11 protein-coding genes are annotated in these 14,757 nt (G+C 71.6%); 5 read left to right on the forward strand and 6 right to left on the reverse strand.

Features of this window, described 5'->3' with window-relative positions; translation table 11 throughout:
- Window positions 1–517: 517 nt before the first annotated feature.
- Both IG84_RS0130270 and ptsP read left to right on the forward strand, forming a co-directional pair.
- Window positions 518–967 (forward strand): PTS sugar transporter subunit IIA, encoded by a 450-nt coding sequence (locus tag IG84_RS0130270; RefSeq protein WP_031064007.1) that lies wholly within the window; start codon window positions 518–520, stop codon window positions 965–967.
- Between the two features lie 136 nt (window positions 968–1,103).
- On the forward strand, window positions 1,104–2,774 hold the full coding sequence (gene ptsP, locus IG84_RS0130275; protein WP_031064011.1) for a phosphoenolpyruvate--protein phosphotransferase: 1,671 nt from the start codon (window positions 1,104–1,106) through the stop codon (window positions 2,772–2,774).
- Window positions 2,775–2,888: 114 nt separating this feature from the next.
- Here the strand turns inward: ptsP and IG84_RS42430 are convergent, their stop codons facing one another.
- Together IG84_RS42430 and IG84_RS0130285 are read right to left on the reverse strand one after the other, a co-directional pair.
- Window positions 2,889–3,887, reverse strand: a complete 999-nt coding sequence (locus tag IG84_RS42430) for a hypothetical protein (RefSeq protein ID WP_245659655.1) — start codon at window positions 3,885–3,887, stop codon at window positions 2,889–2,891.
- A gap of 168 nt (window positions 3,888–4,055) precedes the next feature.
- Window positions 4,056–6,065, reverse strand: a complete 2,010-nt coding sequence (locus IG84_RS0130285) for an acetoacetate--CoA ligase (protein WP_031064017.1) — start codon at window positions 6,063–6,065, stop codon at window positions 4,056–4,058.
- A 339-nt stretch (window positions 6,066–6,404) separates the two neighbouring features.
- Here IG84_RS0130285 and IG84_RS0130290 point away from each other — a divergent pair, with 339 nt between their 5' ends.
- The 3 genes from IG84_RS0130290 to IG84_RS0130300 all read left to right on the forward strand — a co-directional run bounded on the left by IG84_RS0130290 (window position 6,405) and on the right by IG84_RS0130300 (window position 10,255).
- Window positions 6,405–8,855, forward strand: a complete 2,451-nt coding sequence (locus IG84_RS0130290) for a glycoside hydrolase family 31 protein (protein ID WP_031064019.1) — start codon at window positions 6,405–6,407, stop codon at window positions 8,853–8,855.
- Between the two features lie 156 nt (window positions 8,856–9,011).
- On the forward strand, window positions 9,012–9,872 hold the full coding sequence (locus IG84_RS0130295) for a M15 family metallopeptidase (RefSeq protein ID WP_031064024.1): 861 nt from the start codon (window positions 9,012–9,014) through the stop codon (window positions 9,870–9,872).
- Between the two features lie 32 nt (window positions 9,873–9,904).
- Window positions 9,905–10,255: an Mpo1-like protein gene (locus IG84_RS0130300; protein ID WP_030250566.1), complete on the forward strand. Its 351-nt coding sequence runs from the start codon at window positions 9,905–9,907 to the stop codon at window positions 10,253–10,255.
- Between the two features lie 26 nt (window positions 10,256–10,281).
- Here IG84_RS0130300 and IG84_RS0130305 read toward each other — a convergent pair whose 3' ends face one another.
- From IG84_RS0130305 to IG84_RS0130320, 4 genes are all read right to left on the reverse strand, one after another.
- Entirely contained in the window at window positions 10,282–11,094 is an 813-nt protein-coding gene (locus IG84_RS0130305) for an ABC transporter permease (protein ID WP_031064027.1), read from the reverse strand.
- A 123-nt stretch (window positions 11,095–11,217) separates the two neighbouring features.
- Entirely contained in the window at window positions 11,218–12,084 is an 867-nt protein-coding gene (locus IG84_RS0130310) for an ABC transporter permease (RefSeq protein ID WP_051862641.1), read from the reverse strand.
- A 73-nt stretch (window positions 12,085–12,157) separates the two neighbouring features.
- Window positions 12,158–13,363, reverse strand: a complete 1,206-nt coding sequence (locus IG84_RS0130315) for an ABC transporter substrate-binding protein (protein WP_031064032.1) — start codon at window positions 13,361–13,363, stop codon at window positions 12,158–12,160.
- A gap of 168 nt (window positions 13,364–13,531) precedes the next feature.
- On the reverse strand, window positions 13,532–14,602 hold the full coding sequence (locus tag IG84_RS0130320) for an ABC transporter ATP-binding protein (RefSeq protein WP_051862643.1): 1,071 nt from the start codon (window positions 14,600–14,602) through the stop codon (window positions 13,532–13,534).
- Window positions 14,603–14,757: the final 155 nt, after the last annotated feature.

Genomic DNA, 14,757 nt, shown 5'->3' on the forward strand with positions numbered 1-14,757 from the left:
GGAACCTCGTCCCAGCTGATGCTGGAGACGGGGTATCAACATATCTGGCGTTGACTTTTGGCACGCTGTTGAGTTCTCAAGGAACGGACGCTTCCTTTGGTCCCGTTTCACCGGGCCCTCCGGGCGCTTCCCTTCGGTGTTTCACACTCTATCAGGCCTTTCCGGCCTTCCGAACCGCGCTCTTTTCCGTAGCCATTGCACGCATTGCTAGGCAATGCAGGCATACAGAATTGACCGAGATTCTCGGATCAGAACTTCTGATGGGGTGCTGTCCCGGTCTCGGGCCGCAGTGACTGCGTCCTCGTTTCCGGGGCAGGTGTAAGACAGTACAGGTGGGGTTGGGGCGAGGCAAATCGGGGGAAGGGCAGCGTCCAGCGGTACCCCGTCAGACGCGTGATCGCGCCTCGCGTCTGTCGTGCGGAGTGTCCACTTCTTATGACTTACGCTCTGACCGGTGCGCCGTCCGGGACAGGTAGTGACGGCGACCTGATAGATCTCCACCCCTGGGAGGCTTCCCATGACCACCGTGACGTCCCCGCTCGCCGGACGCGCCATCGGGCTCAGTGCAGTTCCTGACCCCGTCTTCTCCGGCGCGATGGTGGGGCCCGGTACCGCGATCGACCCGGAGCGTGAGCCTTCCGTGGCGCTCGCGCCCGTGGATGGTGTCGTCGTATCTCTGCATCCGCACGCGTTCGTCGTCGTCGACGGCGACGGGCACGGAGTGCTGACGCACCTCGGTATCGACACCGTTCAGCTCAATGGCGAGGGCTTCGAGCTGCTCGTCAACAAGGGGGACACCGTGACGCGCGGCCAAGGCGTCGTCCGCTGGGACCCCGCCGCCGTCGAGGAGGCCGGCAAGTCGCCGGTCTGCCCCGTCGTCGCCCTGGAGGCCACCGCCGACGCGCTCGGTGACGTGCGCGAGGACGGCGACGTAAAAGCCGGAGACCAGCTCTTCAGCTGGCAGTGATGCGCGGCGCCGTTCCGTAGGGCACGCGCGCGTGGCGCGCGCGGACGGCAGCGTGTACCGAGCGGTCCCACCGGACCGCACGTACGACAGTTCAACGCGACGGCAATGACCGTCGCATCACACGGAGACGGGTGCAATGGAGACAACGCTGCGAGGCGTCGGCGTGAGCCACGGTGTCGCCATAGGCGAGGTGCGGCACATGGGGACGGCGGTGCTGGAACCGCCGGCCAAGCAGATCCCCGCCGAGGAAGCGGAGCGCGAGCAGGGGCGCGCCCGCCAGGCCGTGGAAGCCGTGGCCGCCGACCTGATCGCCCGCGGCAACCTCGCGGGCGGTGAGGCGCAGGCGGTCCTGGAGGCCCAGGCCATGATGGCCCAGGACCCCGAGCTGATGGCCGACGTCGACCGCCGGATCGCGGTGGGCAGCACGGCCGAGCGTGGTGTGTACGACGCGTTCGCCGCCTACCGGGCGCTGCTGGCCGGTGCCGGCGAGTACCTGGCGGGCCGGGTCGCGGACCTGGACGACGTGCGGAACCGCATCGTCGCGCGGCTGCTGGGCGTGCCGATGCCGGGTGTGCCGGACAGCGACGAGCCGTACGTGCTGATCGCGCGGGACCTCGCGCCGGCCGACACGGCGCTGCTGGACCCTTCGCTGGTGCTCGGCTTCGTGACCGAGGAGGGCGGGCCGACCAGCCACAGCGCGATTCTTGCGCGGGCACTGGGCGTGCCGGCCGTGGTCGCGCTTCCGGGTGCGCACGAGCTGGTCGAGGGCACGGTGGTGGCCGTGGACGGCTCCACCGGGGAGATCTTCGTGAACCCGAGCGACGAGAAGCGCGCCGAGATGGAGCGGGCGGCCGCGGAGCGGAAGGCCGCGCTGGCCGCCGCCACCGGTCCTGGCGCGACGTCCGACGGGCACAAGGTGCCGCTGCTGGCGAACGTCGGCGGTCCTGCGGACGTGCCGGCGGCGGTGGAGGCCGGTGCCGAGGGCGTCGGGCTGTTCCGTACGGAGTTCCTGTTCCTCGACGACAGCAAGAACGCGCCGTCGGAGGAGAAGCAGGTCGAGGCGTACCGCCAGGTGCTGGAGGCGTTCCCCGAGGGCCGGGTCGTCGTGCGCGTGCTGGACGCGGGCGCGGACAAGCCGCTGGACTTCCTGACGCCTTCGGACGAGCCGAACCCGGCGCTGGGCGTGCGGGGTCTGCGTACCCTGCTCGACCACCCCGACGTGCTGCGGACCCAGCTCACCGCGCTGGCCAAGGCCGCGGAGGGGCTGCCGGTCTACCTCGAGGTCATGGCGCCGATGGTGGCGGACCGTACGGACGCCAAGGCGTTCGCCGACGCGTGCCGTGAGGCGGGGCTGCAGGCGAAGTTCGGCGCGATGGTGGAGATTCCCTCCGCTGCTCTGCGGGCGCGTTCGATCCTGCAGGAGGTGGAGTTCCTGTCGCTGGGCACCAATGACCTGGCGCAGTACACCTTTGCCGCCGACCGTCAGGTCGGTGCGGTGTCCCGGCTGCAGGACCCGTGGCAGCCCGCGCTGCTCGACCTGGTGGCGATCTCCGCGGAGGCGGCCAAGGCCGAGGGCAAGAGCTGTGGTGTGTGCGGCGAGGCGGCTTCCGACCCGCTGCTCGCGTGTGTGCTGACGGGACTGGGCGTCACCAGCCTTTCCATGGGTGCGGCGTCGCTTCCTTACGTGCGCGCGACGCTGGCGAAGCACACGCTGGCGCAGTGCGAGCGTGCCGCGTCGGCGGCGCGTGCGGCGGACACCGCCGAGGAGGCCCGTCTGGCGGCGCAGGCGGTGCTCTCCGGGGAGTGACCGCAGGTTCTCCTCGACGGCGCAGTGCCGTGTGGTGATGCCGAGTTCCGATGGCCGTCCCGCCCTTGTGGCGGGGCGGCCATCGGCGTTTCGGGCGGGCTGCCCGCCGGCCTGTTACGTGTCCCCGCAGTGCTGGTGGGGGTATGCGGGCGGCGGCACGGCGATGCCGGGGAGGTAGTCGACGCCCGGCTCGGGTGAGACGGGGTCGCCGGTCCTGGCGTCGGTGCAGTACGCGGAGAAGACCTCGGCGGCGGTGAGGGCGCGCAGCCAGGTGCCGTGCAGGGACCAGCCGCGTACTTCGTCGCCGTGCTCGTCGTCGAGGGTGCGGGCGACGACGCCGCCCGGGCGGCGCAGGGCGATGCCGGCGGCGAGCACCGTGCAGAAGATCAGTGCTTCGGCTTCGGCCAGGTGGAGGCGGCCGTCGGGGTGCGCCGTGGCGTGCAGCGCCGCGAGCAGCGGGCTGCCGTCGCCGGCGGGGACGCTGCAGACGAGGTGGTGTCTGCCGGGTCCCAGGGCGTCGAGGAGCCGGAGCATGGCCTGGGAGGCGTTTTCGAAGGCGTCGTGGGCGGTGTCGCCGTCGCAGGTGGGACAGCGGCCTGCGGTGGCGAGGAGGGTACCGGCGCGGTCCCAGGTGTCCTGGCGGTCGGCCTCGTCGAGGAGCGCGGGCAGGGTGTCGGTGAGCCGTCGTCCGGTGTACGGGACGGTGGCGCCGGCGGCGGCCAGCTCGGTGGTGTAGCGGGCGCGGCTTTCGGGGCGGTCGGGGTGCAGTCCGTTGTCGGTGCAGTAGGCGGCGTATTCGGCGGGGTCGAAGAGGGTGAGGGTGGTGTGCCGGCCCTGCGCTGCGAGGGTGCGGAGCAGGCCGTCGAGCCGGCGGAGGTAGCCGGGGTGGTCCTGGCCGGTGAAGGGGAAGGTGCGGTAGCGGCTCATGGCCGCGAGGTCGTTCGGTGTCGGCAGGACGGCGAGGGTGCCGGGGATTTCGCGGCCGATCCGGCGCCGGGCGGCAGCGGTTCGGCGGCGGGCGTGGCCTGCGGGTCCGCGGGCGCGGCGGGTGGTGCGGTGGTGTCCGGCGGCGGGCTCGGTGGCGGGCCGGGCGCGGCGTGCGGTGCTGGTCATGGTTTCCCCCTTGGTGTTGCCGGCGAGCGGGCTCGGGCCGGCCGGCCCGAGTCCGTGAGTCGTCATCGTTGGCGACTCATTGCTCACCGAGCGTAAGCGAGGGGTCTGACAATGGCGTGCGTGAGCCGCCGGAACCGCCCATGACCAGGCATGTCCGGCGGCTCTTGATCACTTTGCGCGGTCGGCGGCGATCCGCTCGTAGAACCGGAGGAGTTCGAGGTTGTCGACGGAGCCGGGGTTGACGGCCTTTTCCAGCGGGGTGCCCTGGAGGAGGCGCTTGACCGGGACTTCGATGCGCTTGCCGGTGAGGGTGTGCGGTACGCCGGGGGCTTCGATGATGTCGTCGGGGACGTGGCGCGGCGAGAGCTGGGTGCGGATGGTCTGCTTGATGCGGCCGCGCAGGTCGTCGTCGAGGGCGGCGCCTTCGGCGAGGTGGACGAAGAGGGGCATCCAGTAGCCGCCGTCGGGGAGTTCGAGGCCGATGACGAGGGATTCGCGGATTTCGGGGAGGCGTTCGACGGCTTCGTAGATGTCGGCGGAGCCCATGCGGACGCCCTGGCGGTTGAGGGTGGAGTCGGAGCGGCCGTGGATGACGACGGTGCCGCGTGCGGTGCGGGTGATCCAGTCGCCGTGCCGCCAGACGCCGGGGTACATCTCGAAGTAGCTGTCCCGGTAGCGGCTGCCGTGGGGGTCGTTCCAGAAGCGGATCGGCATGGAGGGCAGCGGGTTGGTGACGACGAGTTCGCCGACCTCGTCGGTGAGGGGCTTGCCCTGGGGGTCCCATGCCCGGACGTCGGTGCCGAGGCAGGGGGCCTGGAGTTCGCCGATGTAGACCGGGAGGGTGGGGACGGCGCCGGCGAAGCAGCTGCAGACGTCGGTGCCGCCGCTGACGGAGGCGATCCAGAGGTCTTCGGCGACTTCGTCGTGCAGCCAGCGGAAGCCGTCGGGGGGCAGTGGGGAGCCGGTGGTGGCGACGCACTTGACGCGGGAGAGGTCGTAGTCGCGTCCGGGGTGGACGCCGGCCTTGGCGCAGGCCATGACGTAGGCGGCGGAGGTGCCGAAGAGGGTGGCGCCCGTGCGTTCGGCGATGGCCCACTGGGCGCCGGTGTCGGGGAAGCCGGGGCTGCCGTCGTACAGGACGATCGTGGAGCCCACGAGGAGGCCGGCGGCGAGGAAGTTCCACATCATCCAGCCGGTGGAGGTGTACCAGAAGAAGCGGTCCTCGGGGCCGAGGTCGCAGTGGAGGCCGGCCTGCTTGAGGTGTTCGAGGAGGATGCCGCCCTGGGACTGGACGATGGCCTTGGGGAGGCCGGTGGTGCCGGAGGAGTACAGGACCCACAGGGGGTGGTCGAACGGCACCTGTTCGAAGACGGGCTCTTCGTCCCGGGAGACGATGTCGTCCCAGTGGAGTGCGCCTTCGGGTGCTTCGGTACCGAGGAGCGGGATGTGCACGACGGCGGTGAGGCTGGGGAGTTCGGCGCGCAGCTCGGCCACTGTGGCGCGGCGGTCGTGTTCCTTGCCGCCGTAGCGGTAGCCGTCGACGGTGAACAGGACGACCGGTTCGACCTGCTGGAAGCGGTCGAGGACGCTGCGGGCGCCGAAGTCGGGGGCGCAGGAGGTCCAGACGGCGCCGACGGCGGCGGAGGCCAGGAGGGCGACGACGGCCTGCGGGATGTTGGGTACGTAGCCGCTGACGCGGTCGCCGGGACGGACGCCGAGGCGGCGGAGTTCGGCGGCCAGCGAGCCGACCTGGGCGCGGAGTTCGGCCCAGGTGACGGGGGTGGGTTCGTGGCTCTCGTCGACGTGCAGGAGGGCGGGGTCGGCGGCCCTGGCGGGGTCCTCGCCGGCGCGCAGGGCGTGCTCGGCGTAGTTGAGGGTGGCGCCGGGGAACCAGCGGGCGCCGGGCATCGTGGCGTCGGCGAGCACGGTGTCGTACGGGGTGCTGAAGCGGACGTCGAACCATTCGGCGGTGGCGCGCCAGAAGGTGCTCAGCTCGTCGACGGACCAACGGTGCAGTGCGGCGTAGCTCGCGGCGGGGTCACCGGGGGTGGCGGCGGGCGCGCCATGGTGGGCGGCGGCCCACTCCTGGAAGCGGGTGACCTGTGCTCCGGCGATACGGTCCGCGCCGGGCTGCCACAGGGGCTCCGGGTGGGGTGCGGGCTGCGGTGCGGTGGTCATCATGCGGCTCCCGGGCTGTACACGGTTGGTGTGCCGGTCCGTGCGCTGCGGTGGGCGGTGCCGCCGGCCGTCCCGGTCCGGCGGTGCCCGACGCGTCCGTAGGGGTGCGCAGGACACGACTGGTCAGGACGATGCCACGTGATCGACTCCTGCACCAGGGTGGGCACCCCACATTCGGGCGGAGGAGTGTGTGGCGCGACCACGGTGTGAAGGGCGTGTCCGGAGGCGGGCCGCTGCTCCCGGAGCGGGGTGTCTCTTTTACGGACACAGCAGGTCAACGCAGGTGAACGGAAGCTGAACGATGCCGTCATCGACGTATGTCGGTGGCAGGCTGACGGTATGGACGGGCGGGATCTGGTGCGGTCGGCACGGACGGTCAGGGCAGTGGGCGCCGCACAGGGGTGGTTGTCGGTGCGGTCGGCGCTGCGCCGGAGGCGGGCGGACGCGGCCGGGCTGCCACCACGGGGTGCGGAGCGGGCACGAGTACCGGGTACGGCGGTGGGGGCGGAGCCGCAGCCGGGTGGCGGGGTGGTGCGGTTCGCGCGGTCCTCGCTGCGCATCCGGGTGACGGCGGGCGGCGCGGTGTTCTGCGGCTGGGACGGGGCGGTGCCGGAGCCGTCGTACGCGTTGGTGGGGACGGGCCCTGAGGCGGACGGCCGGGCGGAGCTGGAGCCGGACACCGAGGGCGGCTGGCGTGTGGTCTCGGAGCGGGTGACGGTCGCGGTGTCGCGGTACGGCGCGGTGGAGATCCGTACGCCGGGCGGGGTGGTGCTGCGTCGGGAGCTGCCGCCACGGTGGTGGGACCTGGTGCCGGAGGGCGCATCGGGGCGCGATGCTGTGCCCGGGGGCGGCCCGGACGAGGCGGCTGCGCCCGAAGAAGGCGCGCGGGTCGGGATGTACGGGGAGTCGCGGTGGGTGCAGCGCTCCGAGGTGGCGGCGGACGCGCGGTTCTTCGGGCTGGGCGGCCGCGCCGGCGGGCCACGGCTCCGGGGCGGCACGTACCGGTTGTGGAACACCGACCCCGGGGGCGCGTTCGGTCCGGGCGACGATCCGCTGTCGCTGACCATGCCGGTGCAGTTGGTCGTCGCGGACGCGGGTACGCACCTGGTCTTCCACGACAACTCCTGGGACGGGCGGGTCACGCTGCACGAGGGCGAGGAGGGCCGGGGCTCGGGGCACGACCGGGCCGGTTCCTGCGAGCTGCGGATGGACGGCGGTCCGCTGCGGTACTGGGTGCTGACGGGGACGCCGGCCCGGGTGCTGCACGGGTGGGCGTCGCTCACGGGTGCGCCCGCGCTGCCGCCGCGCTGGGCTCTCGGACACCAGCACGCCCGGTTCGGTTTCGGTGATGCCGCGGAGGTGCGGCGGGTGGCCGCCGGTTACCGTGCGCGCGGTGTGCCGCTGACGGCGCTCCACCTGGACATCGACCACTTTGACGGCCACCGGGTGTTCACGGTGGACCGCACGCGCTTCCCCGACCTGCCGGGGCTCGCCTCGGAGCTGCGCCAGGAAGGGGTGCGGCTGGTGTCGATCGTCGACCCCGGGGTGAAGGCGGAGCCGGGGAACGCGGTGTACGAGAGCGGGGCGGCGGCCGACGCGTTCGTACGGGAGGCGCGCGGGCGCGAGGTACGGGGCGCGGTCTGGCCGGGCGAGGCGGTCTTCCCCGACTTCACGGACGCCCGGGTGCGCAAGTGGTGGGGCGGGCTGTACGCGGAGCGGCTGGCACAGGGGTTCGCGGGCGTGTGGCACGACATGAACGAGCCGTCGTCCTTCGCGGCGTTCGGGGACCCGACGCTCCCCCGGTCCGCGCGGCACGCCCTGGAGGGCCGGGGCGGGGACCACCGGGAGGCGCACAACGTCTACGGGCTGGCGATGGCTCGCGCCGGCTATGAGGGGCTGTGTGAACTGCGCCCCGAGGAGCGGCCGTTCCTCTTCTCGCGCTCCGGATGGGCTGGGTTGCAGCGCTACGGGGGCACGTGGTCGGGGGACGTGGCGTCCGGATGGCCGGGACTCCGGGCCTCCTTGTCGCTGGTGCTGGGCCTGGGGCTGTGCGGCATTCCGTACAGCGGCCCGGACATCGGGGGCTATGCGGGGGTGCCGTCGGGCGAGCTGTACCTGCGGTGGTTCCAGCTCGGCGCTTACCTTCCGCTGTTCCGTACGCACTGTGCGCACGACGCGGGGCGCCGGGAGCCGTGGGAGTTCGGGGAGGAGGTCTTGGAGCACGCGCGCGCGGCGGCGCTCGAACGCGAGCGGCTGCTCCCCTACGTGTACACGCTGGGGCACCTGGCCCGGCTGACCGGTGCTCCGTATGTGCGCCCGCTGTGGTGGGGCGCGCCGCGCGACCGGGGGCTGCGCGACTGCGAGGACGCGTTCCTGCTGGGTGACGCGCTGCTGGTGGCGCCGGTACTGGAGGAAGGGACGCGGCGGCGGGCCGTGCGGCTGCCGCGCGGGCGGTGGTACGACACGGCGACCGGCGAGGCGTACGACGGGCCGGGGCAGGTGGTGGTCGAGGCGCCGCTCGCGCGGATTCCGGTGCTGGCGCGGGCGGGTGCGGTGCTGCCGGTGACGGGCGCGGACGGCGGTATCGAGCTGGAGGTCTGGGCGCCGGCTCCGGGGCGCAAGGGCGGCGGAATTGTGGTGCCGGATTCCGGGGACGGTTGGGAGCGCCCATGCGTTGAACGGATGGAGTCACGGTGGGAAGCGGGACGTGTGGTGGTGAGCCGGGCGGACGGGGAGCCCGTGGAGTACGGGGTGCGGATCCGCGGAGACGGGGACGGGGCGGAGCTCTGACGAGGCGGGGCTGGAGGTGAGCAGGGTCCATCCGGCGGGGCCTCTGGCGGTGGTGGAGCTGACGGCACGCTGACGCGGTGCTCGGGCGGGACGCGACACCTTCGTCCGCGCGTGGTGGTCTTCCGCCGGTAGGGCCGGTCCTGGTAGACGATGGGCATGCCAAGACTTGCTGCCGCGCTGCGCGGCCTCGCCGTCACCGCCGCCACCCTGGTCTCCGTCGCCGCCCTGCCCTCGGGGGCCGAGGCCCAGCAGCCGCACGGAACGCTGTCCTCCGCGCCGGCCGTACCGGCGAAGGGCGCCAAGGACCCCAAGGCGCCCAAGGAGTTCGTGGCGCTGCGGGATGTGGATCCGACGATCCGGCAGGAGATCCGGTACTACACGCCGCACAACTTCATGGGCGTACCGGTCACCGGTTACGAGAAGCCGATGTGCCTCCTGACGCGGGACGCGGCGGAGGCGCTGCACCGTGCGCAGATGTCCTTCCTCAAGGAGGGCTACACGCTGAAGGTGTACGACTGCTATCGGCCGCAGCGGGCGGTGAACCACTTCGTGGAGTGGGCCAAGGACCTGGACGACCAGCGCATGAAGGGCGAGTTCTATCCACAGGTCGACAAGTCGACGCTCTTCGAGGACGGGTACATCGCGGAGAAGTCCGGGCACAGCCGGGGCAGCACGGTGGACCTGACCCTGGCGAAGCTGCCGGCGCTGCCTACCCGCCCGTACGTGCCCGGTGAGCCGCTGCTTCCCTGCTACGGCCCGCAGGACGAGCGGTTCCCCGACAACTCGCTCGACATGGGGACCGGTTTCGACTGCTTCGACACCTTGGCGCACACCCTCGACCCGCGCATCAAGGGAGAGCAGCGGAAGAACCGGCTGCTTCTGAAGGACGGGCTGGAGAAGACCGGTTTTGTGAACTACGAGAACGAATGGTGGCACTACACCTTCCAGCCGGAGACGTTCCCCGACACCTACTTCGACTTCCCCGTCGCGCGGAAGTCGCTCGCCGGACGCCACTGACAGCCGCCGCGCGCCGGCGCTACCGTGCGCCCATGACGACACGGGAATTCGCCACCTACGAGGACTTCTGGCCGTACTACGTCGCGATGCACTCCAAGGCCGCGACCCGGTGGGTGCACCTGACGGGCACGCTCACGGGGCTCGCGGTCTCGGCGTACGGGCTGATACGGCGGCGCCGGAAGCTGCTGCTCGGGCTGCCGCTGATCGGTTACGGGACGGCCTGGCCCGCGCACTTCCTCATCGAGGGCAACAACCCGGCCACCTTCGGGCACCCGGCCTGGTCGCTGCGCGGTGACGCGCAGATGATCCGCATGATGCTGGCGGGCCGGGACGCCGAGCTGGACGAGATCGCCCGCAAGTGGCTCGCGGAGAACGCCCAGTAGGCCCCCTCCCCGCCCTCCTACTGGGTTCAGAGCCGCCCGCCGGCCGAGTCCGACGACAGTCGCTGGGCCACGTACACCGGGATCACCGACAGGGCGATGAGCAGGGCGGCGACGACGTTGATGACGGGGGCCTGGTTCGGGCGGGCCAGGTTCTCGTAGATCCAGATGGGCAGCGTCTTCGTGCCCGGTCCCGCGGTGAACGTGGTGACCACGATCTCGTCGAAGGAGAGCGCGAAAGCGAGCAGGGCGCCCGCGAAGAGGGCCGAGCGCAGCGCGGGCAGCGTGACATAGCGGAAGGTCTGGGCGGGGCGGGCGCCCAGGTCGGCGGATGCCTCAGCGAGCGAGGGCGCGATACGGCGCAGCCGGGCGGCGACGTTGTTGAAGACGATGACGACGCAGAAGGTCGTGTGGCCGACGATCACGGTGAACAGGCCGAAGCCGATGCCGAGCGGGTCCAGGACGGTGCGGAAGGCCGCGTTGAGCGCGATGCCGGTGACGATGCCCGGCAGCGCGATGGGCAGCACGACCAGGAACGAGACCGTCTGCCGGCCGAAGAAGCGGTGCCGGTGAACGGCGAAGGCGGCCAGTACGCCGAGGACGAGCGCGATGGCGGTGGCGGCGAGGCCGGCCTGCAGGGAGGTCCACAGGGCGTCCCGCACGCCCTGGCTGTGTGCGGCACGCACCCACCATTCGCCGGTCAGCCCGCTGGGCGGCCAGGCGAAGGAGCGGTCGGCGTTGAAGGAGTTGAGGACGACCAGGAGCAGGGGCACGTGGACGACCGCCAACCCGGCGGCCATGAGCACGCCGAGCACGACGCGGGCGGTGCGGGTCAGATGCACCTCAAATTCCTCCTCCGAGGCGGGAACCGGGGCGTCCGGCGGCCCGTTGTCACTGTGAGTACAAGGTCACCACGCTGAGTACGGGACATGCTGAGCACGGGACCGCAGCACTGAGTACGGGGGTCACAGTGAATCCAGCGCACCCGCGCGCCGAACGGCCGCCAGGTAGCAGACGATCAGTACGACCGGTACGGCCGAGAGCGCGGCGGCCAGCGGGAGATCGAGGGTCACCTGTGACGCGATCACGTTGCCGAGCAATTGGGTGCGGCCGCCGACGATCTGGACGGTGAGGTAGTCACCGAGGCTGAGGGAGAAGGTGAAGACGGAGCCGGCGAGCAGGGCGGGACGCACGGCGGGCAGGACGACGAGGCGCAAGGTACGCCAGGCGCCGGCACCGAGGTCCGCGGATGCCTCCAGGTGCGGGGTGGGCAGCCGCTCGAGAGCGGCGAAGACGGGGAGGATCATGTACGGGAGCCAGAGGTAGGCGAGGACGAGGACGGCGGCGGGCAGGCCGTAGCCGGGGCCGGTCAGGCCGAGCGGGGCGAGTACCGCGTTGACCAGGCCGTGTTCGCCGAGCATGACGCGCCAGGCGTACGCCTTGACGAGGTAACCGGCCCACAGGGGCATGAGCACGGCCACGAGCAGGGCGCGCCGCCACCACTCCGACGCCACCCGTGCCATGAAGAAGGCCATGGGCAGGGCGAGGAGGGCGTCGATCAGGGTGACGGCGACGGCGACGCCGAGGGTGCGCAGCGTGATGGTGCCGTAGACGGGATCGGTGAAGAGGGTGCGGAAGTTGTCGGTGTTCCAGATATGGACGACGTCGGAGGTGAAGCTGTCGGTGGTCCAGAAGGCGGACAGGAGCAGCACGGCGAGCGAGCCGAGGTAGGCGAGGCCCAGCCACAGCAGGGGCGGCGTGAGCAGCGCCGCCAGCCTCAGCCGCGCTCCCGTGCGGGAGGTGCCGGAAGGCACCGAAGTCCCTGACGGCATCGAAGCAGCAGTCTCCGCAGTCGAAGCATCCGAAGTATCCGAAGGCGAAGGCACCGAGGTCACCGGCTCGCTCTCAGCCCTTGATCTCCGTCCAGGCGCGTGTCCACTGGGCGTAGTCGGTGCACTGCACGTTTGTCCTGCCGTCCAGGCACTGCTTCACTGGGGTGGTCCAGAAATGCACGCGCTTGTAGTAGCTCTCGTCATCTGCGTGGTAAGTGGCGCAGTGCTGGGGGTCGGCGGTCTCCTTGCACGCCTCGGCGTTCGCGGGGGCCTCGCCGAAGTACTCGGCGACCTGGGCGTTCACCTTCGGCGAGACGATCCAGTCGAGCCATTTGTAGGCGCAGTTAGGGTGCTGGGCCTTGGCGGCGACCATCCAGGTGTCCGACCAGCCGGTGGCGCCCTCCTTGGGCAGGACGGCCTTGACCGGGGCCTTCTCGGCCTCGGTGAGGTTGGCGATGACCTGCCAGGTGGTGCCGATGACGCTGTCGCCGCCCTTGAAGGCCGTGACTTCCTTCTGGTAGTCGCTCCAGTACTCGCCGATGCTGCCGTGCTGCTTCTTCAGAAGCGCGACGGCGGCGTCCAGTTGCTTCTGGTCCAGCGCGTAGGGGTTCTTGATGCCCAGTTGCGGCTCGGTCTTCATCAGGTACAGCGCGGCGTCGGCGATGTAGATGGGCGAGTCGTAGGCGGTGACCTTCCCGGCGTGCTTCGGGGCGTCCTCGAAGACGGCCCGCCAGGAGTCGGGGGCCGGCTTGACCTTGTCGGTGCGGTACATGAGGAGGTTGGCGCCGCGGCCGTGCGGGATGCCGTACATCTGCCCGTCGACGGAGTTGAACGGCTGCTTCTTGAGGCCCGCGAAGATGTCCTTGTAGTTCGGGACGAGCTCGGTGTTGACGGGTGCCGCGTCGCCGGAGGCGATCAGGCGGAGGGTGGCGTCGCCGGAGGCGGAGACCGTGTCGTACTGACCGGTCTTCATCAGCGAGACCATCTCGTCGGAGGTCCCTGCGATCTTGGTGTTGACCTTGCAGCCGGTCTGCTTCTCGAAGGGGTGGACCCAGTCGGTCTTGGGGTCGTTGGAGCCGTCCTCGGCGTAGCCGGCCCAGGCGATGACGTTGACCTCGCCCTCGCCCTTGCCGAGCGTCTTCTTCATGGGGACGTCCGGTGCGCGGAAGCCGCCGCCCCGGTCGTCGCCGCCTCCGCTGTTTCCCCCGGAGCCGCACCCTACGGCCAGCAGCAGGACCGTGGCCGCCGCGGCGGCCTTCCACACGTTCGTGTTGCGCATCCGGTTCTCTCCCGTCGCACACGGCGTCAGACACAGGCTCCGAGCGGAGCCAGTATCCGGATCAAGGCGGCGCTCCACCAGTGCGCGTCGGGACACGATCGGGTCAAGTCGCCACGCGGCGCTCGCACTTCAGGCCCGTGCGCCGGCCAGGATGGGCGGCGCGGGCCCTCAGCCCGGTACGGGATACGCGTCGGCGGCGTCCCAGGCGAGGCGTACGGGGGTGTCGGTGCGGGCCGGCAGGGCGGGCCCGGAGGTGTTCAGGCGGAGTACGGTCAGCCGGTCGCCGCCCTCGTCGAGGCGGACGCGGAAGCGGGTGTGCGGGCCGGCGTGGGCGATATCGGTGATCCGGCCGGTCACCGACCGCTCCCCCGGGCCCGCCGTCTCCAGGCCGTCGTCGAGTGGCGTGATCCGTATGCGTTCGGGGCGGATGCTGTACGTGCCCGGGCGGCCGGTCAGTCGCTGTGCTGCCGCGCCGCGGACCAGGTTCGTCACCCCCACGAATCCGGCGACGAAGGCGGTGGCCGGGCGGTCGTAGATCTCCAGGGGCGGGCCGGTCTGCGCGATGCGGCCGCCGTCGAGCACGGCGACCCGGTCGCTCATCGTCAGCGCCTCCTCCTGGTCGTGGGTGACCAGCAGGAAGGTGATGCCGGTGGTGCGCTGGATCTGTTTGAGCTCGGTCTGCATTTCCTGGCGGAGCTTGAGGTCCAGGGCGCCGAGCGGCTCGTCCAGGAGGAGCAGTCCGGGGCGGTCGACGAGGGCGCGGGCGAGGGCGACGCGCTGCCGCTGGCCGCCGGAGAGCTGTGCCGGGCGCCGGTCGCCGTAGTCCTCGAGCCGTACGGTGGCGAGCGCCTCGCGGGCCCGGGCCCGGCGTTCGTCCTTGCGGACGCCGGCGACGCGCAGCGCATAGCCGACGTTCTGCTCGACGGTCATGTGCGGGAAGAGGGCGTAGTCCTGGAAGACGGTATGCACGTCGCGGCGGTGCGGGGGCAGGGCGGTGACGTCGCGGCCGGCCAGTTCGACGCGGCCGGAGGTGGGGCTTTCGAAGCCGGCGATGAGCCGGAGGAGGGTCGACTTGCCCGAGCCCGAGGGGCCGAGGAGGGAGAAGAACTCGCCTTCCTGGATGACGAGTTCGGCGTGGTCGACGGCGCGTACGGTGCCGAAATCCTTGGTGAGGTCGGTCAGGCGGACCGCCGTTGCGGGCGGTGCGGGCCTCGTGTCCGGCACGTTGTCCTCGGCCATGCGGTCTCCTCCCCGGTGGGCGGCTTGATCGCGCCGGGTGACTGTACCGGGGCGGTACGGCCCGCGTCACGGGCGCGGGGCGCCCCTCGGGCGGAGCCCGCCGCCGGTACCGGCCCGCCGGCCGCACAGCCCGCCGCGACCCCGTGCCGTCGCCC

Source organism: Streptomyces ochraceiscleroticus (assembly GCF_000720485.1).
In the GTDB taxonomy this organism is placed as follows: Bacteria; Actinomycetota; Actinomycetes; order Streptomycetales; family Streptomycetaceae; genus Streptomyces; species Streptomyces ochraceiscleroticus.